The 21,785-nt window shown below is 69.3% G+C and carries 14 protein-coding genes and 2 pseudogenes; 7 read left to right on the forward strand and 9 right to left on the reverse strand.

Annotated elements, in window-relative coordinates:
- Positions 1-36: 36 nt before the first annotated feature.
- From pcaC to U5640_RS06665, 3 genes are read right to left on the reverse strand one after another with little or no spacing between them, the layout of a single operon-like run.
- On the reverse strand, positions 37-1,362 hold the full coding sequence (gene pcaC, locus U5640_RS06655) for a 4-carboxymuconolactone decarboxylase (protein WP_340374859.1): 1,326 nt from the start codon (positions 1,360-1,362) through the stop codon (positions 37-39).
- A gap of 32 nt (positions 1,363-1,394) precedes the next feature.
- A complete protein-coding gene (locus tag U5640_RS06660) occupies positions 1,395-1,880 on the reverse strand; it encodes a transposase (protein ID WP_340374860.1) in 486 nt (161 codons plus the stop codon).
- Positions 1,859-2,491, reverse strand: a complete 633-nt coding sequence (locus U5640_RS06665; protein WP_340374861.1) for a transposase — start codon at positions 2,489-2,491, stop codon at positions 1,859-1,861. Before U5640_RS06665 ends, U5640_RS06660 begins: the two co-directional genes overlap by 22 nt.
- Positions 2,492-3,117: 626 nt before the next feature.
- On the opposite strand from U5640_RS06665, the gene U5640_RS06670 reads away from it, so the two are divergent.
- Both U5640_RS06670 and U5640_RS06675 read left to right on the forward strand, forming a co-directional pair.
- Positions 3,118-5,115 carry a hypothetical protein gene (locus U5640_RS06670; protein ID WP_340374862.1) on the forward strand — a complete coding sequence of 666 codons (1,998 nt, stop codon included), beginning with the start codon at positions 3,118-3,120 and terminating at the stop codon, positions 5,113-5,115.
- Between the two features lie 69 nt (positions 5,116-5,184).
- Positions 5,185-6,285, forward strand: a complete 1,101-nt coding sequence (locus tag U5640_RS06675; protein ID WP_340374863.1) for a polyprenyl synthetase family protein — start codon at positions 5,185-5,187, stop codon at positions 6,283-6,285.
- Here the strand turns inward: U5640_RS06675 and U5640_RS06680 are convergent.
- Entirely contained in the window at positions 6,249-8,603 is a 2,355-nt protein-coding gene (locus U5640_RS06680) for a WD40 repeat domain-containing protein (RefSeq protein ID WP_340374864.1), read from the reverse strand. The genes U5640_RS06675 and U5640_RS06680 overlap by 37 nt on opposite strands.
- Positions 8,604-8,752: 149 nt before the next feature.
- On the opposite strand from U5640_RS06680, the gene U5640_RS06685 reads away from it, so the two are divergent.
- The 3 genes from U5640_RS06685 to U5640_RS06695 are packed head-to-tail and all read left to right on the forward strand — an operon-like array spanning position 8,753 to position 13,810.
- Positions 8,753-11,041 carry a hypothetical protein gene (locus U5640_RS06685; protein ID WP_340374865.1) on the forward strand — a complete coding sequence of 763 codons (2,289 nt, stop codon included), beginning with the start codon at positions 8,753-8,755 and terminating at the stop codon, positions 11,039-11,041.
- 7 nt (positions 11,042-11,048) lie between these two features.
- Positions 11,049-11,930 carry a hypothetical protein gene (locus U5640_RS06690; protein WP_340374866.1) on the forward strand — a complete coding sequence of 294 codons (882 nt, stop codon included), beginning with the start codon at positions 11,049-11,051 and terminating at the stop codon, positions 11,928-11,930.
- Complete coding sequence (locus tag U5640_RS06695; RefSeq protein ID WP_340374867.1) at positions 11,927-13,810, forward strand: ATP-binding protein; 1,884 nt, start codon at positions 11,927-11,929, stop codon at positions 13,808-13,810. Before U5640_RS06690 ends, U5640_RS06695 begins: the two co-directional genes overlap by 4 nt.
- A 152-nt stretch (positions 13,811-13,962) precedes the next feature.
- Here U5640_RS06695 and U5640_RS06700 read toward each other — a convergent pair whose 3' ends face one another.
- The 3 genes and pseudogenes from U5640_RS06700 to U5640_RS06710 form a co-directional block, all read right to left on the reverse strand.
- A complete protein-coding gene (locus tag U5640_RS06700; RefSeq protein WP_340374868.1) occupies positions 13,963-14,379 on the reverse strand; it encodes a GDP-mannose 4,6-dehydratase in 417 nt (138 codons plus the stop codon).
- 103 nt (positions 14,380-14,482) lie between these two features.
- A pseudogene (locus U5640_RS06705) lies at positions 14,483-14,917 on the reverse strand (NAD(P)-dependent oxidoreductase); the annotation flags it as partial.
- A 35-nt stretch (positions 14,918-14,952) separates the two neighbouring features.
- A complete protein-coding gene (locus U5640_RS06710; protein WP_340374869.1) occupies positions 14,953-16,656 on the reverse strand; it encodes a radical SAM protein in 1,704 nt (567 codons plus the stop codon).
- 1,461 nt (positions 16,657-18,117) lie between these two features.
- Here U5640_RS06710 and U5640_RS06715 point away from each other — a divergent pair.
- Together U5640_RS06715 and U5640_RS06720 are read left to right on the forward strand one after the other, a co-directional pair.
- Positions 18,118-18,555: pseudogene (locus U5640_RS06715) on the forward strand (transposase); the annotation flags it as partial.
- 627 nt (positions 18,556-19,182) lie between these two features.
- Complete coding sequence (locus U5640_RS06720) at positions 19,183-20,067, forward strand: universal stress protein (protein ID WP_340374870.1); 885 nt, start codon at positions 19,183-19,185, stop codon at positions 20,065-20,067.
- A 139-nt stretch (positions 20,068-20,206) separates the two neighbouring features.
- Here U5640_RS06720 and U5640_RS06725 read toward each other — a convergent pair whose 3' ends face one another.
- Together U5640_RS06725 and U5640_RS06730 are read right to left on the reverse strand one after the other, a co-directional pair.
- Positions 20,207-21,304: an SPFH domain-containing protein gene (locus U5640_RS06725; protein WP_340374871.1), complete on the reverse strand. Its 1,098-nt coding sequence runs from the start codon at positions 21,302-21,304 to the stop codon at positions 20,207-20,209.
- A gap of 29 nt (positions 21,305-21,333) precedes the next feature.
- Positions 21,334-21,771, reverse strand: a complete 438-nt coding sequence (locus U5640_RS06730; RefSeq protein WP_340374872.1) for an NfeD family protein — start codon at positions 21,769-21,771, stop codon at positions 21,334-21,336.
- Positions 21,772-21,785 lie beyond the last annotated feature (14 nt).

The raw sequence follows: 21,785 nt of genomic DNA on the forward strand, positions 1-21,785 counted from the left end.
CCGCGGTCCGTCCTCCTGCGGTGCGGGCGGCGCGGCTCAGTCGACCGGGGTGGTCTCCTCGCGGATGATCTGCTGGGCCACCCGGAAGGCGCTGTTGGCCGCCGGTACCCCGCAGTACACCGCCGCCATCAGCAGCACCTCCTTGATCTCGTCGGGGGTGAGGCCGTTGCGCAGGGCGGCCCGGGTGTGGAACGCGAGTTCGTCGAGGTGACCGCCGGCCACCAGCGCGGTCAGCGTGACACAGGAGCGCGACCGCCGGTCGAGGCCGGGGCGGTCCCAGATCTCGCCCCAGGCGTAGCGGGTGATGAACTCCTGGAAGTCCCCCGAGAAGTCGTCGGCCTGGGACAGCGCGCGGTCCACGTGCGCGTCCCCGAGGACCTCGCGGCGCACCTTCAGACCGGTGTCGTACGGGTCCGGACGGCCCATCACCTGCGCCGGCTCCTCGAGCGGGGCGGGCGCGATCTCGGCGATGGCCACCGGCTGCGGCGGCGGGCCCGCGGTGGGGAGCGGGATCTGGGTCGTCACCGCGCGGACGGGGATGCCCGGCACGGCCGTCTGCCCGGTCGTGGACTCGTAGACGGGCTGCCAGGCCGTGGAGAAGTGCCGCACCAGCAGGTCGGTGACGGCGGCGGGCTGCTCCACCGGGACCAGATGGGAGGCACCGGGTACGACGGCCAGGCGGGCGTCGGGGATGCCGGCGACCAGGGTGCGCGCCTCGGCGGGCCCGGTCACCTGGTCGTCGGAGCCGACGAGCACGAGCGTGGGGACGCCGATCCGGCCGAGTTCGGCGCGGACGTCGAACGCGGCGAGCGCCTCGCACGCCGCGATGTAGCAGCCGGGGTCGGTGGTGCGCACCATCTGCACGGCCCACTCGGTGATGGCGGGCTGTGCCGCCGCGAAACCGGCCGTGAACCAGCGGTCGGGCGAGGTGCGGGCGATGGGGTCGAGCCCGTTCGTCCGCACGATCACCCCGCGCTGGCGGAACTCGTCCGCGGTGCCGAACCTCGGCGAGGCGGCGATCAGCCCCAGCGAGGCGACCCGTTCCGGGTGGCGCAGGGCCAGTTCCACGCCGACCGCGCCGCCGAAGGCGCAGCCCGCGTAGCCGAAGCGCTGCACCCCGAGCCCGTCGAGGGTGGCGAGCAGCCGCTCGGCGAGATCGGACACGGAACCGGCCGGATAGGCCGGGGCGCCACCGTGACCGGGCAGGTCGTACCGGAAGATCCGCCACTGCTGGGCCAGTTCGGGGACCTGCCGGTCCCACATGTGCCAGGTGGTACCCAGTGAGGGGCCCAGGATCAGGACGGGAGCCTCTTCTGGCCCGTCAAAGCGGTATTGCAGGGTGTTCGACGGTGTCTCACTCACGCCTCAGACCCTCTCACGTATCACGGACGCCCCTATAACGCAGGGGTGCGGGAAATCGGTCTGACCAGGTTGAAGACCTCGCGGGCCGCATATCGCTTGAGGCATCGCACGATCTCACGTCGGGTCTTGCCCTCCTGGGTGCGGCGTTCGTAGTACGCCTGGGTGCGTGGGTCGTGGCGCAGGCGAGTGAAGACGATGCGGTGCAGAGCGGCGTTGGCCTGTCGGTCGCCGCCGTGGTTGAGCCGGCGCGTGCTGCGCCGACCGGATGAGTACTCGATGGGGCTGACTCCGCAAAGGGCAGCAAACGATGCCTCGGTGTTCAGTCGCTCGGAATTGTCTCCCATGGTGATCAGGAGAGTGACGGCGCTGTCCGGACCGATACCCACCGGTATGAGCAGCTGCGGGGCGTGGCGTTCGACGAGCCGGGTCAGGCGTTGCTTCAGCTCATTGATCTGAGCGGTGAGCTGCTCGATGCGCTCGGCGAGCATGCGCAACGTCATGTGGGTGGCCTGGGCCACCGCGTCCTCGTCTCCCCCACCGCCGGGTAGGCCGAGGCGTGCGCAGGTTCGGAACAGCTCGCGATTGCCCAGGCTGGACAGCTGTTCCCGTAGGGCGGGGTCGGCAATGACCAGAACGGCTTTGAGCTGGTTGATCGCCTGGGTGCGGGCCCTGACCGCGGAGTCCTTGGCGAGCTTAACAACCGGGCACTGTGCACCGGACTGTCGCCGGACTTGGCCCGGGCCCGGGCACGACCGCTGAGCACGGCCCGCGCGGCGGCCTGAGCGTCGAGCGGGTCCGACTTCCCCAGCAGCCGGCGGGCTGAGCGATCGGGCCGGTTCACTTCGTAGACCTTGACCTGCTGCGCCAGCAGGTAGCGGGACAGGCCCGCGCCGAAGGTGCCCGTGCCCTCCACACCGGCCCGGCGCACCGTACCCAGCTTGCGGGCCCACACGAGCAGCTGCCGATAGCCGGCCGCCGTCGCGGGAAAGGACTCCGTTCCCAGGATCTTCCCGAGCGGGGAGATCACGGCGGCATCATGCACCTCGCCGTGCGTGTCCACGCCCAGGACGACCTCGCGCCGAACGGGCGGATCCGTGCTCGAGGAGGTGCTGCGCTGTCTGGTCGTCATGATGGTTCGCCTCCCACGTAGTGACGTGCTGGCTAGGGTGAATAGCACCGGCCTGCTCGGGCGGTCTGAACCGTGATGGCGCCTGAACTCGGCAAGGCCCCTATAGGGACACGCCCTGTGGCTCGGTACCAGCAGGCGCCATCCCACAACGGCAGTCGACAAGCCCGTGCCTGGACACTTCGGTCATAGATCTCATGAGTCAGACCCCGTCCGGGATGTCACTGCACCACCGTCCCATCGATCCCGGCACAGCGGCTCGTCCCGACCACAGCCGGATGGCTTCGCCCGAACCAGTGCTCAACCTGGCCAGGATGGGCTGACAATGCGTTGACTCTCCGTCAACTCGTGACCGGCATTGACAAGCAGCCGGGCACTTGTCGCTGCACGCAAGGTCAATCGGACAATCCCCCTGGCACCAGTTCCCGACCTCTGTCAAGAGACAACGACCGCGGGGACAATCATCCCGCGCTCACCATCGCCCCGCAGGGGTTTGAGCACCGTTGACCGGAAGCGCGGTGAGGGTCGCCCGCTGTTCCCCCTCTGTTCGCGGGCGCTTACGGATCCACCGGCCCCGAACGCCACTACGGTGAAGGGGACAGCATCGCCGGGTTGATGAGGTGTGTGTCATGAGGACCGGGTGGCGGGACGACGCACGCGCGCTGACGGACGCCTTCGCCCCGAGCGTACTGCGGCGGGAGACCGAGCAACTGCGTCAACTAATCCACCGCAGTCCCGCCATGGACGTGGGCTTCCGGCCACTCGCGGTGCCGGGACAGGACGTGTCCGATCCCGAAACGACGCCCAGCGCCGGCATCGCTGACTTCTACCGGCGGACCGCAGACGCCCGTCTGGTCGTGGTGGGCGGGGGCGGAACGGGCAAGACCGTACTTCTCATCCGCATGGCCCTCGGGCTGCTGGACCTTCGCCAGCCAGGCGAGGCGGTGCCCTACCGGCTCTCCGCCGCTGGCTGGGACGTTGGAGAGGGCCTGGACCGGTGGATGACGAGGGAGTTGGCCAGGGACAGCGGTCTGTCCTTCGGCCAGGCCGATCTGCTCGTCTCGGAGGGGATGATCCTGCCGGTGCTCGATGGCCTGGACGAGATGGATCCTTCGGACGCGGAACACCCGTGCCGGGCCGCGGCCGCATGGCGCGCTCTCCATGAACGGACGCGAGAGGGCCAGTTGGCTCCCTTCGTGACGGCCTGCCGGGACGGTGTTCACCAGATACTGGCCGCGTCGGACGGTCATCCGGCCACGCCCGCCGTCGTCATGTCGGCGCTCGACACCGAGCGGATCCGCCAGTGCGTCGACGGCCTTCCGGGACACGAACGATGGCACGAGGTACTTGACGAGCTGGAGCAACGCCCTTACGGCAGGCTGGCCCGACAGCTGTCCGTCCCGTGGCACCTGGCCGTAGTAACAGCCCTGTACGAGGAACGGGACGACAACGGGGGCCATCTGCGGGACCCTTCAGATCTGATCCGGACACAGTCGGCCCCGACGGACGCCGGGCCGGTGTCCATGTACGCAGCCTCCTTGCTGCGCGCCGGCGGCTCGGACGAGAGCGAAGCTCGCCGGATCCGCAGAATGCTGAGCGAGCTCGCCGCCTACCTAGTGGACAACCAGGCGTTGCAGCGCCGGGCCGGCGGTGAACCGCTACCCCATGTGGACATCGTCGTTCACCGGCTGTGGCCGATCACGGGATCACGTTCTGCCCGCTGGCTGAGCGCCGCCCTGAGCATGGTGCTGTGGACGCCCGCAGCATTCGTCGTCTGGTGGGTCCTGGGACGGATGAACTGGCCCTCGGCGCTCGACGCGGGCATAGCCGTCGCGGCGTCCCTGCTGCCGCTGCGCTCCCTGTGGTCCAGCCTCGCCTGGTGGCCGCATCCTAAACGGATCGTGCTCGGCCGGCTGCGCACCAGGGCCGGTCGGGCGCGGCTGGCGATGACCCTCCCCGGCGCCCTCGCATTGGGCGTTGTGCTGGCGGCCACCGGGCGGCCCGACTACACCGTGGCGTTCGCGATCTCGTTCGCGGTGGTGTTTGGCGCCGGGATCGCGCTGGCCGTACGGGACACCGCGGACAGCCGACTGCTCGTTCTGACCGGCACAACGACGGGTCTGCTCCTGGGGCTGCTGGGGCGAGTGCTGGTCGGCTTCCTCGGTGCGGCTGGCGGACTGCTGTTCGGCACCGCCGGGGCGGGGCTAGCCCTCTTCGCCGCCGTGGCGGCCGCGTTGCGCTTGCCGGAGGCGACGCCCGGGCACGTGCGCAATCCCGTCTTCGGTGAATTCGTGAGCAACGACCTGCGCACCGGACTGGTCTCGGGCATACTGACCGCGGCGATCACCGCGGCCATGCTCGCGCTCCTGCCCGGGCTGGGGGCCTCACTGCTGCAGATCGCCGTGGCGGCTGGAGGGGTTGGCCTGTCCGTGGGCCTGGGCGCGGTCGCCGACACCTGGCGGAGGCATGTCGCCATGCTCCTTCTGGCGCGCGGGCGCCTTCCGGTCCGACTGGGCGCCGCCTTGGAGCACTCCTACCGCTCCGGTCTCCTGCGACGGGCGGGAATCGCCTACCAGTTCCGCCATCTCGAACTTCGGGACCATTTCGCGCACGGCGCACTACGCTGACGCCCGGGACGGCGGACGGCGCCGACGCGCCCTTCGGCGCTGGTGCGTCGCGACGGGGGAGACAGCAACGTGGACGCCGGGCAGATCATGGACTACTACGCGTCGACAGTGGTACCGCTGAGGTCGCGGATCCTCGACGAACACCGGGAATTGGCGGCGGACTTGCCCGAGCCGGCCCGTTCTTCCCTCATGGCCGTCATCGAGGAACTGCCGGTGCACCGGCTTCCCGCGCGCCCGGTTCTCACCTATCTGGGCTGGCTGCTGGCGGGAGGAGACGCGGAGTCGCAGGCGCCGGCGTTCGCGGCGATCGCCTCCGAGTTTTTCCACGAGGCCGGACTGATTTACGACGACATCGTCGACTCGTCGCACCACAGACGCCGGCAGCCGACGGTTTGGGCTGCGTACGCCTCACTGCACGCCGAGGAGCCGTGGGCCGGGTCGTTCGGCCGCGGTGTGGCGCTCTGGCAGGGAGCCCTCCTGCTGCGCTGGGCGGAGGACGCGTTCGCCCGCGCCCTGCTCGCAGTCGAGCCGTCGTGCGTGAGTGGCGCACAGCACGTGTGGCGAAGGTCAGCCGCCGACCTGTGGGCGTCCCAGCACATCGACCTGGTCGTCTCGGCGAAGGAGGGGAACACCGGTCCGCCGGGCTCCGCCGAGCGGGTCGTCACCCTCAAGGGCCGCTATGTGGCGCTGCTGCCCTTGCAGATCGGCTGCGCGCTCGCCGGGGGAGACCCTCCTCTGATGGCCGCGCTGAGCGCGTACGCCGAGCCCCTGGGCAGGGCCTACATCCTCAAAAATGACCTCGAGGGCGTCTTCGGGACCGCGCGCAGCAAGCCGCCGAACGACCTGCGCGAGCGGCGGCTCAGCATGCTGATCGGGTATGCGCGCACCACGGCGACTCCAGTGCAGGCGCGGGTCCTGGACCTGGCCGGCCGCGAGGACTTGTCCGACGCGCAGGTGAATGAGATCAAGTCTGTGCTGGAGGCGACCGGTGCCCGTGACAGGGCCGAACGTGCCGTCCTGATGCTCGCCGAGGACGCCCGGACCGCCGCCGGTTGGGGTGTCTTTCCCGACGGAGCGCGCTCTTTGCTGGAGCGGAATATAGACGCCGCGCTGAGCTTCCACGACCTGGCCCCTCAGAGCGACTCGGTGTCGATCTCGAAGCACAGATAGCCGGCCGGACCACTCACCAGCAAGGCGGGGCGCGGGCCGCTCGGCACGCCGGCGATTTGGACGGGAGCTCCGCACACCACGCTGAGCACGCACTCGCCGGTGCCGGGATCCCACACCCGCAGGACACAGTCGTCGCCCGCGGTGGCGAGCAGGGGCCGTTGCCGGGCGCTTGTGAAGGCCACCACACCGCTCACCTCGCCGCCGTGGCTGGTGATGACACCTTCCTCGGCCCCGGTCGACGCGTCCCACAGCCGTACGGTTCCGTCCGAACCGGCCGTGGCGAGGAGGGTTCTTGCCCGGTCGTCCCGGAACACCGCCACGTCGTTGACCGCGCCTTTGTGACCGGTCATCCGGTTTCCGGTGTCGCTGCCCGTGAGGGCGTCCCGGACCAGGACCAGTCCGTCACGGCCGGCCGTCACGAGGCGGGGGCGCCTGCCGCGCCCGGGGAAGACGGTCATGTCAGTGACGGCGGCCAGATGGCCGGAGGGGTACTTGTACGCCGTCCCGCCCAATGGATCGCACACGTGGACCGTGCCGTCGTTGACCGCCAGGGCGCACCGCGGGCTGCCGTCCGCGGCGGCAAACGCCGCCGACGCGGTCACCGTCGTCCCGGGCTCCCCCACCAATGCCAGGGGCACGGTGGTTTCCTGGCCTGTCGTCGCCACCGTGAATCGTACTCGGCGGTCCGCCGACGCGGCGACGAGGAGGAGGCGCCTTCCGAACGCCACGGCCGTGGCGGCGGTGACCGGGACGCGGACGCGGTCGCCCCACCGGCTGGTGAAGGCACCCGACCGGGCGTCACGGACCTCCACGATGCCGTCCCGGTCGGCCAGGACAGCCGTCGGGCGGCCCTCGGTACTGGTGACCGTCACGAGAGTCTGTGTCCGGTCGCGGTGCCGGGTGTGGGGTCCGGGCGCGTCCACGAAGGCGGCCGGATCCCACAGCCGCAGCGTCCGGTCGTCGCCAGCGGTGGCCAGCAGTTGGCGGTTCCGGCTTCCGGTGAGCACGGCCAGGGCGGTGACGGCGCCCTGATGCCCGCTGCGTGTGTGCCGGGCGGTTGCGGTGGCCAGGTCCCAGACCCGGATGGCGCCCGTGGCGTCTCCCACGGCCAGCAGGAGCCGGCCGTCCGCACTCTCAAACCCGCTCAGGGTAGTGATCTGCCCCGTGTGCGCCTCGTGGTCTTCTTGGCCGTCATTGCCCGCGTGGGCTCCGAGGACCCTCGGCACGTCGGACCGGTCGAGATCCCAGAGGCGCAGGACGCCCTCGCCGTCCCCGGCGGCCACCAACGCCCGCCCGTCCGCTCCCGTGAAGGCGGCGAGCACGTTGATCCGGGCGTCGCCGCCGCGCAGTTCCCGCACGGGCGCGTCCTTCGCCAGGTCCCACAGGCACACCGCGCCGTCGTGGCCGGCCGAGACGAGGAGCGTGCGCCCCCGCTCCGTCTTAACAGCCGTCAGAGCGCGCACCTGCGCGGCGTGTGCCGACCAGATGACGGCCTCCTCGGCGCCCGTCGCCGGATCCCAGACCCGGATGGTGCCCTCCCCGTCCCCTGACGCGAGGAGCGGGAAACCGTCTGGCGCTGGGAAAACTGTGAGCGCGTTGACCCAGTCCTCGTGGCCGGTGAGTTCCCACACCGCGGCCCCTGTCATCGGGTCCCACACCCGCACCGTGTGGTCCCGCCCCGCCGACGCAAGGAGCACGGGGCCGCCGGGCGGGGTGAGCGCCACCAGGGCGTCGACGCCGTCCCCGTGCCCGGTCATGGGCCCGCCCACGGCGGCTCCAGTCACGGGGTCCCACAGGCGGACGGTCCCCTCCGCATCCCCGGCGGCCAGGAGCCGCCGTCCGCCGGGGATCGGAACCCGGGCGAGGCCGCGCACGGTTGCGGCGGTCCGGGCCACCACATTGGCCGGCAGCTCCCACTCCGACCACAGGGGCCGCACAAGTGAGCCGGGCACCGCCTGCGTGGCGTGACGAGAATCCCGCCCACCCGAGAAGAGGGCCAGGTGCAGGCTGGAGGCGCGGGAGCGGTGGTCGGCGTCACCGACGAAGGGTTCGACACCCGCCCACGCCGCGAGTGCCCGCGTGTGTGGTGAGTCGGTCACCGGAAGCCCCATCAGCCCCCGCACCGCTGCGCCGGACTCCCAGGGCAGGAACGCCGGAGCGAGGTGGGCGTCGTCCAGCACGTCTCCCGCCGCCGCGTGACCGGCAAGATGGCGCCGGATGTAGGGGTGGGGACTGGCCTCGGACGAGGAGCCGGCGACCGTGTCCGCGAGGGCCCGGGCGATACGCCGGTGCGCCCGCGCGTCGGTGTCGTCCGTCATGAGCGTCCTCCCCGGCCGGCGAGGCGGACCGGCTCGATCCGTAAAAGCCGTCCGACCTTCGCAGACCCCTCTCTCTGGCATACAAGGGGCTATATTCTGGCACCAGTTGTGTCCGTGCAATCTCACGTTCGTCGGATGGAGCGCCGGCCGTGCACGACTACCGGCAGGCGTTCACCGCCCGAGCCGCCGCGACGTTCGCCGTCGCAGGTCTCTTGGTGCTGTCCCTGGCTGCGCTGCTCGCGCAGACCTTCTACGGCTGGAGCCCGCAGCACGTCGGACGTCCGGTCTGCGCCGCCACCGCGATCCTCGCGGCGGCCGCACTGGCCGCTCTGCACGCCGTGCGCGTGCTCTCGGCCACCGGGGAGGTACAGGATCTCTCCGCACCCGCGCTCGCCGACAGACTCGCCGAAATCTGCGCAGCTCGTGAGCGGCATCAGTTCGGCCAGTTGGTGGAGACCGGAGCACCGATGGACCTGCTGTTCCGGCGGTTACGTGACTCGGCGGGCCATCCGCAGGGAAGCGGCACCAGCCGACTGAGCGAAGTCGCCTCCTACTACCGCGGCTGCGAGAACGAACGCCTGATGTTCCTCGGCGAGGGCGGATCGGGCAAGACCGTCATCCTCGTCCATCTGCTCCTGCAGATGCTGGACGAGCGCGCGTCCGGGGGGCTGGTCGCCTGGAGATTCTCACTCTCACGGTGGGACACCTCACGGAGACTGTCCGCCTGGATGGCGGAGGAGATTTCCCGAGACACCCAGATACCGTTGGCCCAGGCACAGGACCTGGTGACCCGCGGACTCGTTCTGCCATTGCTGGACGGCCTCGACGAGATGGACCCCCCGCACACGCCGTTCCCAACCCGCGCCGCCGAAGTGGTCGAACAGCTCAACGAGGCCGAGCGCTTCGACAAGCCGATCCCGTTCGTGCTCACCTGCAGGACCGACACCCACGACCGACTCGTCAGTCGTGGGGCACGACTGACGGACACCGTCGCCGTCCAGATGCTGCGGCTAAGCCCGAAGCAGGTGCAGCGCCACATCAAGAGCATCGCGGACGAAGAGCGCTGGGCGGACGTGCTCTCCCATCTGGAGAAGGACGCCAACGGCCGCCTCGCCCAATACCTCAACCTGCCGTGGCGACTGGCCATGGCGGTCATCATCTACGACAAGAAGTCCGGCGACGGGTACGCGCGAGACCTCTCCGACCTCACGGCCCCCGGATGGTCCGACGACACACCACCCGTGAGCGTGGGGCGGTTCGTCGAGGAACTACTTAGCCGCCCCACCGTCGCCCACCGCCGCGACCCCACTCGCCGTACCCTCGTCACCCTCGCCGCGTACCTCCACGACAAGCGCGGCCACGGTGACGAGGCAAGGACGCTTCCGGGCATGGAGGAAGGCAAGACGCTCTCGGGTGTGGACCTGGTCGTGCACGAACTGTGGCCGGTGGGCGGGCCGCGCGCCCCGCGCTACGTCACCGCCGCGCTCAGCGTGCTGCTGTGGATGCCAGCCGCCGTGGCCGTGCTCTGGGTCGTCGGACACATGGCATGGTCCTTCTGGCTGAAAGCTGTGGTCTACGGCGTGCTCGGTCTCTTCCCCGCCTACTCCGCCCACACGAGCCTCGCCCGGTGGCCGCATCCCCGCAATGTCGTGCTGGGCAGATTCCGCACCCCAACGGGCATCAGACGGCTCTCGGCCGCCTCGGCGGTGGGCCTACTCATGTTGATCCTCCTCTCGGCCACCGGCGCCCCGGGATTTATCACCGCCTATGCGGCCATGTTCACGCTGATCTTCGGAAGCGGATCGGCCCTTGCGGTACGAGAGGGGGCGGACGTGCGGGTCCTGGCCGCCGTTGCTGCAGCCGTGGGACTGGTCTTCGGACTGGCCACCCGCCTCGCGCTGGGGTCGCTCGGCCCGGCCGCAGGCATGCTGGCCGGCACCGGCGGCGGCGGATTCGCCCTCGTGCTCGCGGTACGCGCGGCCCTGCGGGGCGGCGCCGAACCCGGTCACGTCCGCAACCCCGTGTTCGAGGACTTCATCGCCAACGACGTCCGGACCGCCTGCGTGTCGGGCTCCATGCTGGCGGCGATCGCCGCTGTCCTGCTGCAGTACCTGCCGCTCTCGGCGTCGGCGCTCCAGGTCGCCCTGGTGTCCGTCGCAGCCGGCTTCTCGCTCGGCTTCGGCTTCGTTGCCGACGCCTGGCGGCGGCACATCGCGCTGCTCATCTGCTGCCGGGGCGCGCTAGCTTTCCGCCTGACACATGTGCTGGCCCAGGCTCACGACGCCGGACTGCTCCGCCGTGCTGGCATCGCCTACCAGTTCCGCCACCTCGACCTCCGCGACCACTTCGCCGCGCTCTCCGCCGAACCCACCGGACACCGGCCGGGCCGACGAGGAGGCCGTTCCGCTCCTTCCGCACCATCCGCCAAGGAAAGGTAGGACCCCTATGGCAGCCGTCGTAGGCATTCACGGCATAGGCAAGGAACAACTCGGCCGCCGACAGATGCTCGCAGAATGGGGTCCCGCCTTCGGGGACGGACTCGAGCGGGCGGCCAGCGGGCCGGTCGCCGCCCCCGCGTTCGACCTCGTCTACTACGCCGACCTGTTCCTCCGTAAGCCCTCGGACGGCCCCGCCCGCAAGGGCTCAGGACCGGACACGGAGGACATCGCCTCCTGGCTCACGGACCCGGACGACGGCACCACCCAGGAGGAACTCCTCGACGCCCTCTCGGACATCGTCGGCGCACAGGACATCGCGGACGCCGAGGCGGCACCGGCCAAGGGCTACACGCGTGTTCCGACATCCGTCCAGAGAGTCCTGCGTGCCGTCGACCGCCGTTACGGCCCGGGAGCAGCCCTGCTGTACGTGGGCGCCTTCCGGCAGGTGCGCAGATATCTGGGGGATTCGGCGCTCAAGCAGGAGGTGGACGACCGCGTCGACGCCGCCGTCCCCGCTGACTGCCGGGTGCTGATGGGCCATTCCCTGGGCTCTGTTGTCGCGTTCGAGTACGTGCGTCGGCACGGGCGCCGACGCCTCGACCTATTGCTGACGATGGGGTCGCCTCTGGGCCTGCGCATGGTGCGGTCCCGGATGCCCAATCCCCGCTACGGCGCGGTGCACGGCCTCCCGGTGGGGGTGCGTTCCTGGGTGAACGTCCTCGATCCCCGCGACCCCGTGACCGGCGGCAGGCATCTGGCCGACTGGTGGCCCAAGGTGGACGACCGGCAGGTCGACAACCAGGCCGACGCGCACTCCGTGACCCGATATCTCGGCAAACGGGAGACTGGGGCGGCGGTGCGGGAGGTCCTCGCGGCGACGGCCCCGTGACGGGGGACGCCGACGAGGCGGTCCTCAGACGCCACTTCGTGGCGATCGCGACCGCCGACTACGACGACCCGCGCTGGCAGCCGCAGAAACTACCGGTGGACGACGAGGTCCGCGTGATGCGGGACTGGCTCTGCGCGAGGACGCTGGGCCGACGGCGCTTCACACCCCTCCACCCGCACCTCGCCGACAACCCGACCCTGACGGACATCAGCCGCGCCCTGCAGAACCCCGAGCCGCACGCGCGGTGGCGTGAGGCAGACGCCGCGGTGGTCTACATCACCGGTCACGGCACGGTCGCCGACGAAACGCACTGGAGTGTCCTGCGGCGCACGATGAAGGGCAGCCACGAGGGCACCGCGCAGCGCACCGGTCAGCTCATCGCCTGGCTCGCGGAAAGCGGGATCGAGCACCTGCTGGTCATCGTCGACGAGTGCTATGCCGAGAAACTAAGCGCCGATCTCGTCCAACAAGAGAGCACACTTCCCCCCGGGTGGCTCATCCTGCCGAGCGCCGCGCGTCACGAGGAGGCGGACAGCCGCGCGCTGACCACGGCCATCTCGGAGTTCCTCAAGGACGTCGTGGCCCGCCCGTACGCGTACAAGCCCGGCCCTCTGCTCCATGTCGAGGAGTTCGTCCTGGGCGTGCAGAGCAGACTCGGGCGGAGGCTCCACCCTCTCGGATCCCATCGTTACGGACCGCATCCCTGTCTGCCGCATCCCGCGTATTCCGATCTCCCGGGGGACGAGGACGACGAAGAGGACGAGGAGGACGCCTTCGGCCGCCGCGCACTCATGCACCGGCTGATCCAGGCCGCCGCCGGACCGCCGCAGGCGCTGGTGGTGACGGGATGCGCGGGCAGCGGGAAGTCGGCGGCCCTGGCACAGCTGACGGCGCATGGCGGTTCGTACCAGGTGGACGCGTTCGTGGACGCCGCGGGGCTGAGCGGCACCGAGGTCATGGCCCGGATCTTCGCGGCGCTGGCGATTCCCGCCCCTGGTCGGCCGGGAGGATCGCCCTCGCCTCAGGAGTGGCTCGAAGCCTGGGCGGACTGGCGCGACAGCGCGTCAGAGCCGGTCACCGTGGTGGTGGATGCGCCCGACGAGGCCGCCGACCCGGACCGCCTCCTCCAGGATCTGCTGGGCCGGCTCGAGCCACCACACACCAGACACCGCCGACTGCGGCTGATCGTCGGCATGCGGTCGCCGAGCGGGGCGGAGACGGCCGACTCGGAGCCCGCCGCCCACACCCTCGCGGACCGTACCGAAGCACTGCTGCACGCCGAGCGCGTACGGCTCGACGAACCCCCATACTTGCGGCGGGAAGACATCGCCGCCTGCGTACGGGCCATCCTGCTCGGCGACGAGAACTCCCCGTACGACGAGCAGGAGTTCCAGGCCGACCAAGTCGCCCTTGCCGTCGCCGACGCCGCCGGACCGTCGTACCTGATGGCCCGCGCGGCCGCCGGGAATCTCGCCGCCCGGGACCGTGCCGTGGACCCGCTCGACCAGGAATGGCGGGCCGTCCTCACAGAAGGGTTCGTGGGGATCTTCCAAGATGACCTGCTCCGGATCTTCCCCGACCGAGGGGACCGGCTCGTCGCGGTGGAACTGCTCCGCGCCGTGGCCTACGCGTACGGCCGGGGAATGCCGCGGCAAGGCATCTGGCCCGTGGTCGCCAACGCCCTGTCCTCCCGCTCTCCTTCGCATCCCTACGGCGACGAGGAGATCGCCTGGCTGCTCGCATCCCGCGCAGGGGCGTACCTCACCACAGACCAGGAGGACGGGGTGACGCTCTACCGGCTGTTCCATGACACGTTGCGCGAGGTGATCACAGGGCACTGGCGGGACCTGGTAGGCGAGGCCCCGGACCGCCAGAACTGATCAGGCCGACGGCCCGCATCGCCGACGGCCCGGTGTGAGGTAGGGCGCTTACGCCCGATGCGTTCGGCGGCCTCGACTCCGGACAGCGGCAAGACGGTCGACGGGGCGGCGACCGGCCATCAGGCCCGTCTTCCGTTCGGGCCCGACGGCTACTACCGGCCCTCCTCGGCGACGAAGACCTTGAGCTGCTCTTGGCCCAGGCCGCGCAGCCACCGCGCCTGCCGGTCCAGGCCCTCTGCGAGGGACACCCGGGGCCGGTGGCCGAGCAGCCGCCGGGCATGCGACGGATCAGACTCGGTGGCCCGAGCGTCACCCGGCCGCGCTCCGGACGCGTCCAGCAGAACGCGTCGTCCCGTGACCGCGGCCGCCACCGTGAGCACGTCGAGCAACGACACGCTCACGCCGCCGCTCACATTCACGATCTCGTCCCGGGCCTCTATCCCCGCCGCCGCCACCGTCGCGTCGACGACATCGCCGACGTACGTGAACTCCCGCATCTGCGTACCGTCGCCAAACATCCTGAACGGCACGCCCGAGTAGCAGGCGAACAGCATCCGGGAGAAGGCCATGTCGGGGCGCTGACGCGGCCCGTAGACCGTGAAGTAGCAACGCGACCACGCTGAGCGGGCTGCCGGGACGGCGCGCGTAGGCAAGGCACAACTGCTCGGCAGCCAGCTTGGTCACGCCATACGGCGACAGCGGCCGGCAATTGTCGCCCTCGGAACTCGGCCCCGTGATCTCACCGTAGACGCTCGACGAGGACGCGAACACGAGGCGCGGTACGCCGCCGTGGAAACAAGCGTTCACGAGCCGGTGGGTCGCGGCGACGTTGGCGGAGAGGTAGTCGCCGAAATCGGCTCCCCAGGAGCCTCGCACTCCCGGCCGTGCGGCGAGGTGGAAGACCACGTCGCGTCCTTCAACCAGCTCCTCGAGCGGGTCGGTCCGCAGGTCGACGTCGAGGGTGCGCACGCCGGGCCGCTGCCAGGGCTCTCCGAAGCGCGGTGGCCGGTGGTCGACGGCCAGGACCGACAGACCGAGCCCGGCCAGGTGCTCGACCAGGTGTGAGCCGATGAATCCGTTGCTTCCGGTGACGAGTACGCGCTCCACCAACGTCCTTCCCTCGTTCCGCGCACATCCTTCGGTCAGGCGGTGGTCTGCTCGTTCGAGACGGATCGGTGTGAGCCGCTGTAACCGAGCAGCATGCCCTCCAGCGTCTCCTCGATTCGCTCGCTCTCCCCGGCGGGCAGGTGCGCGCGCCCTGCCAGGATCCGATTGAGCAGCCACATCTTGTGCGGACCTTCTACCTCAGGAATCCAGTGGCTCACCCCGAGCCTCTTCTGCCACTCTCTTCTCGAGGATGCAAGGGACCTCTCGAATTCGTCCATCACCTCTCGGGCCTCGGGATCCCGGGGGAAGACGGACACGACACGCCTGACCCGGATGTGCTCGTGTCCCACCACAGGAGAATCTGTTTCAAGGGTGATTCCCTCGCCGCTTTCCTGCAGGTCCAGATCAATTTTCGTGCCGGGCAAACTAAAGAGCCGGTCATTAATGCGCATGACATGTCCGTCCGACAAGGAGCGTGTGATCCAGCGAACGTTCTGGGTCAGCGATTTTACTGTCGAGTACAGGCCGGACAGGATGATGTAGGAGACCACGTTCATCCCGTATCGCCGGCAGGCATGCAACGCCAACCGGTTGACCTCGGCCCCGCGGGGCCCGAGCTTCTTGTTGTACGCCTCCAACTCATCAGGATCGAAGGTCTCCACGCCCATGCTCACCCCGGTGAATCCTGCGCGCCGTGTGGCTTCGAGGAGGCGGGTGTCGACCGTGAGGGTCCTCGGGTCGACCCAGGTGTCAACCCGGGCCTTTCCGTGATAGGTGACGCCCCTGCCATCGAGGGCGTGAATCTCGTTTCGAACGTCCTCAAGGGCTTGGAGATCTTCCAGGAGATCGCTCCGCGAACCACCTCTGAGGAAGAACAGGTCGTCCTTGAACATCACCTTCCGGGCCTGCGGATTCTTCAGGAGCAGATTCCGCACATATGCGGCCAGGTCGTGTTTGCGGATGGCGATGACCTTGGCGGTCCGGCCGTTGCCGTCGCGGTGAAAGGTGGTCGTGCTGCAGAATGCGCAGCCCATGGGGCAGTAGTTACTCGTGTACGGCTTGATGGTGAGGATCTTCCCCAGCAGGACCGGATCACCGAGTTGCTCCGCGGAATAGTGGGCCTTCAACTGGTCCCAATACATATCCAGTCCCACATCCGTGAAGTCCACTGCGAGCGTGGCGCGCGTGAATTCTTCCACCGTGAACGGTTCGGAGTATCCGGTGAAGAATGACTTTTCACCGTCTCTGATATAAAATCCTCGGACTCGAGACAAATACTGCCGGGGGTCCCTTCCGATCGCATCGATCCCGTACCCGTGAACTTTTTCCAGCAGTTCAGTGAGAGGCTTTTCGCCTTCCCCGCGAGCGATCAGACTGAGATGCGGGACGTGCCGGAAAAGCAGCTCCCTCGAGAGTCCCGCTTGCTGGCCTCCCGCTATATGTAATGCCTGCGGGAGTATGTCACCGGCGTCCAGCATGTGGCCGATATCTCGCGACAGGGTGTCATGCAGAGGGCTGTACCCCACGATATCGAATCGCACTGCCTCGAGGAGACCATTGAGTGCCTCGCGGGCGTCCGTGTAGAGGTTGGGATCGAAGCAGGAAACTTCAACTCCGTCCCTGAATTCACTCTCCAGCCATTTTCTGATGCGGTGAATACCGAGGGGTGCTGAATTGAAGTAGGTTCCGTGATTCTCGCTGTCATCGGCCTGGATGAGGATCATTTTGATCTTGTTCATTCGAACCGCCTGTCCGGATCCGTATGAAGAAGAGCCCGACGACGTCGGAGGGCGACCTGCCTCGTGTCGGCACTGCGGCGCTCAGAACACCTGACGTTAGCCGCCGTTGTCGACGGTGGGTAGGCCCCCGGCGGCCGACGCCTTGGCGACTGCGCCCTGGCGTGAGGGCGGTGGGCTGCGCTGGCTGAACGGCCTCGGTGATCTCGCCGCCTGGCTCTGACCGAGGCAGTGGCCCTTACGGATGCGGTACAGCTCGTCGCGGCTGCCGATCAGGTATGGACTTTTTCCCGGATTGTTGTCCGCTGTTCTGTACAGAGTCGCCGGTGGGGCCGCCCGCCGACAGCCGCGACTTTCCGTGCAGCCAGTTCCACACGGTCTTTTCTGAGGGGAGTCGGCGCGTCGCGGCAGGCCCAGCCACCGCCTCCAGTGACGATGGCTCTTCGGATTCGGGCTCGTGTATGACCGGCCTGACCGTCACCACCCCACCCAACGACCAAGCGAGAACCGGCACCGAACCGGCCGCTGACGGAGCGACCGCCCGGGTCCTGGCCGAGCGGCTGGACGCCGTCCCCGGCATCGGACCGGCTACCGCACAGATCATCCTCGCCGAGATCCGCACGGACATGAGGCTTCCCCACCCCCGAACACCTCGTCTCGTGGGCGAAGCTGTGTCCCAGAACGATCCAGTCCAGAACGAAGAACGGCGCGGGCCCGGCCGGGCAGGGCAGCCCCTGGCTCAAGGGAGCGCTCGGGGAGGCTGCCAACGCCGCCGCCCGCACCAACACCTTCCTCGGCGCCCGTTACCGGCGCATCGTCAAGCGCCGCGGTCACGCCAAAGCCCTCGTCGCCGTCACCCGCTCGATACTCGTCATCGCCTGGCACCTGATCAACGACCCCGGCACCTCCTACCAGGAACTCGGCGCCGACTGGCACCAGCGTCACCTCAACCCCGCCCGCAGGACCCGCGACCTCGTCCACCAGCTCCAGGCCCTCGGCCAGCAGGTCGCCCTCGAACCGGTGACCACCCGACCAGCCCCACCCCGACATCCGGTCCGCAAGCGGCCCGAATGCTGCCGCCTGTCCTCCCGAAGATCGATTTTCCGTTCAGCATCAGCGCACTCCCGGAGTGCACGGACTCCTCCCGGCGAGTGCAATCGCAAAGTAGGCGCACCCTGGAAGCGTGACAGGAAACACGGATCGCATGAGGCGCCGACCGCATCGTGGCGCCAGCGCAGCTGATCCCACGACGAAGCCGCACCGGAGCGCTCCGGTGCGGCTTCGTCGTCTCACGGTTCAGCGCAGAGGTTCGGTCAGGAGGGACCCCGGCGGCCCTCGCCGTATCACCGACGCCCCTATAACACGGGGGCGCGGGAAACCGGTCTGACCAGGTTGAAGACCTCGCGGGCGGCATAGGGTCTGTACGGTCTTCGGTGTAACTCCCGATCATGGAAGTAGCACCTGATGAGCCACGTGACTGTCTCTTCCGAGGCGGTTGAAGAGGTCCGGCCGTCCGAGTTGTCGGCGGACGTGCTGGACGAGCAATTGATCGGGCAGTTGGTCGACCGGGCCCGCGCGAGCGGCCTGCAGCTGACCGGTGAGGGCGGCCTGCTGCAGCAGCTGACCAAGCGCGTGCTGGAGTCCGCGCTCGAAGGCGAGATCACGGACCACCTCGGCTACGAGAAGCACCACCCGGCCGGTGCCGGCAGCGGCAACAGCCGCAACGGGACCCGGTCCAAGACCGTGCTGACCGACGTCGGGCCGGTGGAGATCACGGTGCCACGTGACCGCGACGGCAGCTTCGAGCCGCAGATCGTCAAGAAGCGGCAGCGGCGCCTGACTGGTGTCGACGAGATGGTCCTGTCGCTGTCCGCACGTGGCCTGACGCACGGTGACATCTCATGCGCTTCTTCGCTTGTGCCACCGCCGACAGCCCGGGCCGCGCAGCCCGCGCGCTCACGAGGTGGTCCGACTACGCAGCGGTCTGGACGCCTGGAACGCCGAAACGACCGGTCGTCGCCTGGCCCGGTGCCGCTCCGGGTGATGGAGCATGACGGGCAGATGCCGGCGTTCATCCCGTTAATCGTCGAAGACGAGGCGGCGTTCATGTTCGCCCTGGACACCGGTCCTCCACCAGCGTCGTCGACGAGGACGTTGCCGACCGGATCAGGGTGCAGCACACCGACGAACGACGTTCGGTGAGCGGGATCCTGGGTACTGGACAGGTCCCCGTGGCCCAGGTGGACCAGCGGAGGGACCCGCGAGAGTCACGGTCATCGACTTCGGCCCTCCCAGGGGAGGCGCGACTACGGCTCGATCGCCGTCGGCTACGACGACGGCGTCCTCAAGATCCCGGCCCGTGAAAGTGACAGCCTGCGACGGCCCCCGCCCCAGGGTGACGTGGCGCTCTCGGCACGCTGCGGCGGGTGCCGGGGGCGACCAGTCGCCCCCTTCCGTACCGGCCGGCACCCGCCCTCGCACCTCCTCGGCGGCAGGCCCGTCTTCGAGAGATCTCCCGGGAGCGAGACCATGAACGTGAGACCCGTCATGGTGGGCGTCGACGACGCGGACGACCAGGACACTCTCGTACGGTGTGCGGCCCGTCAGGCCGCCCTGCGCAATGCTCCCCTCCACATCGTCCACGCCGTCCGACTGCCCGGACCCTTCGGGTACGCGGACGAGAAGGACGCCAGGAGCAGGATTGCCCTCGGGCGGGGTGCGGCGTCGGTGGCCCGCTTCGAGGCCGCGGCCCGGTCCGCGTTCCCTCGTCTGCCCGTCTCGGGAGAAGTGCGTCCGGGCGATCCCGCCCCGACGCTGGCGGAGCTGTCGGCGGAGGCGTCTCTCGTCGTGCTGGGTCACCGCCGCACCGGCGGATCCCCACGTCTGCCTCTCGGCTCGGTGAGCCTTCAGGTGGTGACGCGCGCCCGGTGCCCGGTGCTGGTGACGCGTCCTGGCGAACCGGTCGGGCACGGTGGCCGGCCCGTCCTCGTCGGTGTCGCCCTTGAGCATTACTCACCGGAGGCGGCGGAGTTCGCCTTCGCGGAAGCCGACCGCCGGGCAGCCCGTCTTCACGTCGCGCACGCCCTGCACCGGCCCGCGCGGCTGGCACTCCCGGGCAGCGGCACAGCGGCTCAGCGCTACAGACGCGAGACCGAGGACAGCGCCCGTGGCTTCCTTGGGGAGCGGATCGCCGGGCTCTGCCAGACGTATCCGGCCGTACCGGTCGGTCTTCTTCTCGACTGGACGCATCCGGCGACATACCTGAGGGAACTGTCCGAGGAGGCCGGTCTGCTGGTGGTCGGCTCGCGCGGTCGGGCTGGCCTGCGCAGGCTTCTCCTCGGCTCGGTGAGCGGTGAAGTCCTGCACACAGCGCGCTGCCCCGTGGTCGTCGTACCGGCAGCGGCCGACGAATGAGCTCGACGAGAGACACCACCGGCCCCGGGCGCCCGGCACGAAAACGGCGAGCCGACCACGCAAACCGTCAACCGGTTCCCGCCGCCATCCTCCCGTGCCCAACGGTCCTTGCGGTCCCCGGTGACAGCCGAAGGCGGGTTCACCCGCCGGACGGCTGCCCTCGGCGCGGCATCGCGGCCTCGGCCTCCGCCTTGGCGTCGCTCACTGCGGCGGCGGCCTGTTTCTCGGCCTCGTCAGCGGCCCTCGCCGCGTCGAGGGAAGCCGTCGAGCCTGCGTCGAGCTCCGGAACCCGGCTTGCCGACGGCGCATCGTCTGCTTCGGCGGTGGCTGTTTCCTCGGGTGGCGCAGGTCGAGGAGAACCCTCCGCCGACTGATCCCCGAACGCACGGGTGACGGTCCGAATCGCCTCGGTCAGCTCGCCCGGGATCACCCAGAAGGTGTTGTTGTCGCTCCTTGCCAGGTGCGGGAGCGTCTCCAGGTATTTGTAGGCCAGTATCTTCGGGTCGGCGTTGTTGCGGTGAACGGCCTGGAAGACGAGCTCCACCGCCTTTGCCTCGCCGTCCGCCCTCAGGATCATGGCCTGTTGAGTGCCCTGGGCCTCCAGGATGTCCTTCTGCTTCGTGCCTTCCGCGGTAAGGATCTTGGCCTGCCGCTCCCCTTCGGCGTGCAGGATGGCCGCACGCTTGTCCCGCTCGGCCCGCATCTGCTTCTCCATCGCCTCCTTGATGGTGGCCGGTGGATCGATGGCCTTGATCTCCACCCGGTTGACCCGGATGCCCCACTTGCCGGTGGCGTCGTCGAGGACGGCCCGGAGCCGGGAGTTGATCTCCTCGCGCGAGGTGAGCGTCTCCTCCAGGTCCATGCTGCCGATGACGTTGCGCAGCGTGGTAACGGTGAGCTGATCGATCGCCTGCAGGTAGTCGGCGACCTCGTAGGCCGCCGCCCGCGGGTCCGTGATCTGGTAGTAGAGCACGGTGTCGATGTTCACCACGAGGTTGTCCTCAGTGATCACCGGCCTGGGGTCGGACGAATAGACCTGTTCGCGCACGTCGAGTTTGGTGTTCACACGGTCCGCCACCGGCAGGACCAGGTTCAGCCCGGGCTGCAGCGTCCGCCGGTACCGGCCGAACCGCTCGATGTTGTAGCGGCGCGCCTGCGGGACGATCCGCACGGCGGAAGCCACCAGGAAGACGACGACGATGGCCGCCACAAGAAGAGGAATGACCACTGGATCCACAGTGCCTCCGTCGCGATGTCCTCAGCCGTTCACGGAAGGAGCTCACGGGGATAGACGATGGCCGTGGCGCCCTCGATCTCCATGACGTCCACCAGCGCTCCCACCGGGATCACCAGGCTTTCGTCGAGGGCGCGGGCGGACCAGTCCTCGCCCGAGAGTCTGATCAGACCGCGGGTCGCGGTGACCTCCTGCATGACCTCGGCCCGCTTGCCGATCAACGCGTCGCTGCCCTCCCGGATGAGGGGCTGCTGTTCCATATGCCGCAGCGCGACGGGACGGACGATGGCGAGACCGGCTACCGCCGCCAGCGCGAGGGCCACGAGCTGGCCGAGAATGCCGATGCCCACGCCCGCGACCACGGCGGCGACCAACGCGGCACCTGCCAGCAACCCGAAGACCAGCGTCAGGGTGAAGAACTCGGCAGCACCCAGTGCCGCGGCGGCGAGCAGCCATACGAACCACGGCATCGGATCGCCCTCCT

The organism is Streptomyces sp. SS7, from assembly GCF_037993025.1.
Lineage (GTDB): Bacteria > Actinomycetota > Actinomycetes > Streptomycetales > Streptomycetaceae > Streptomyces.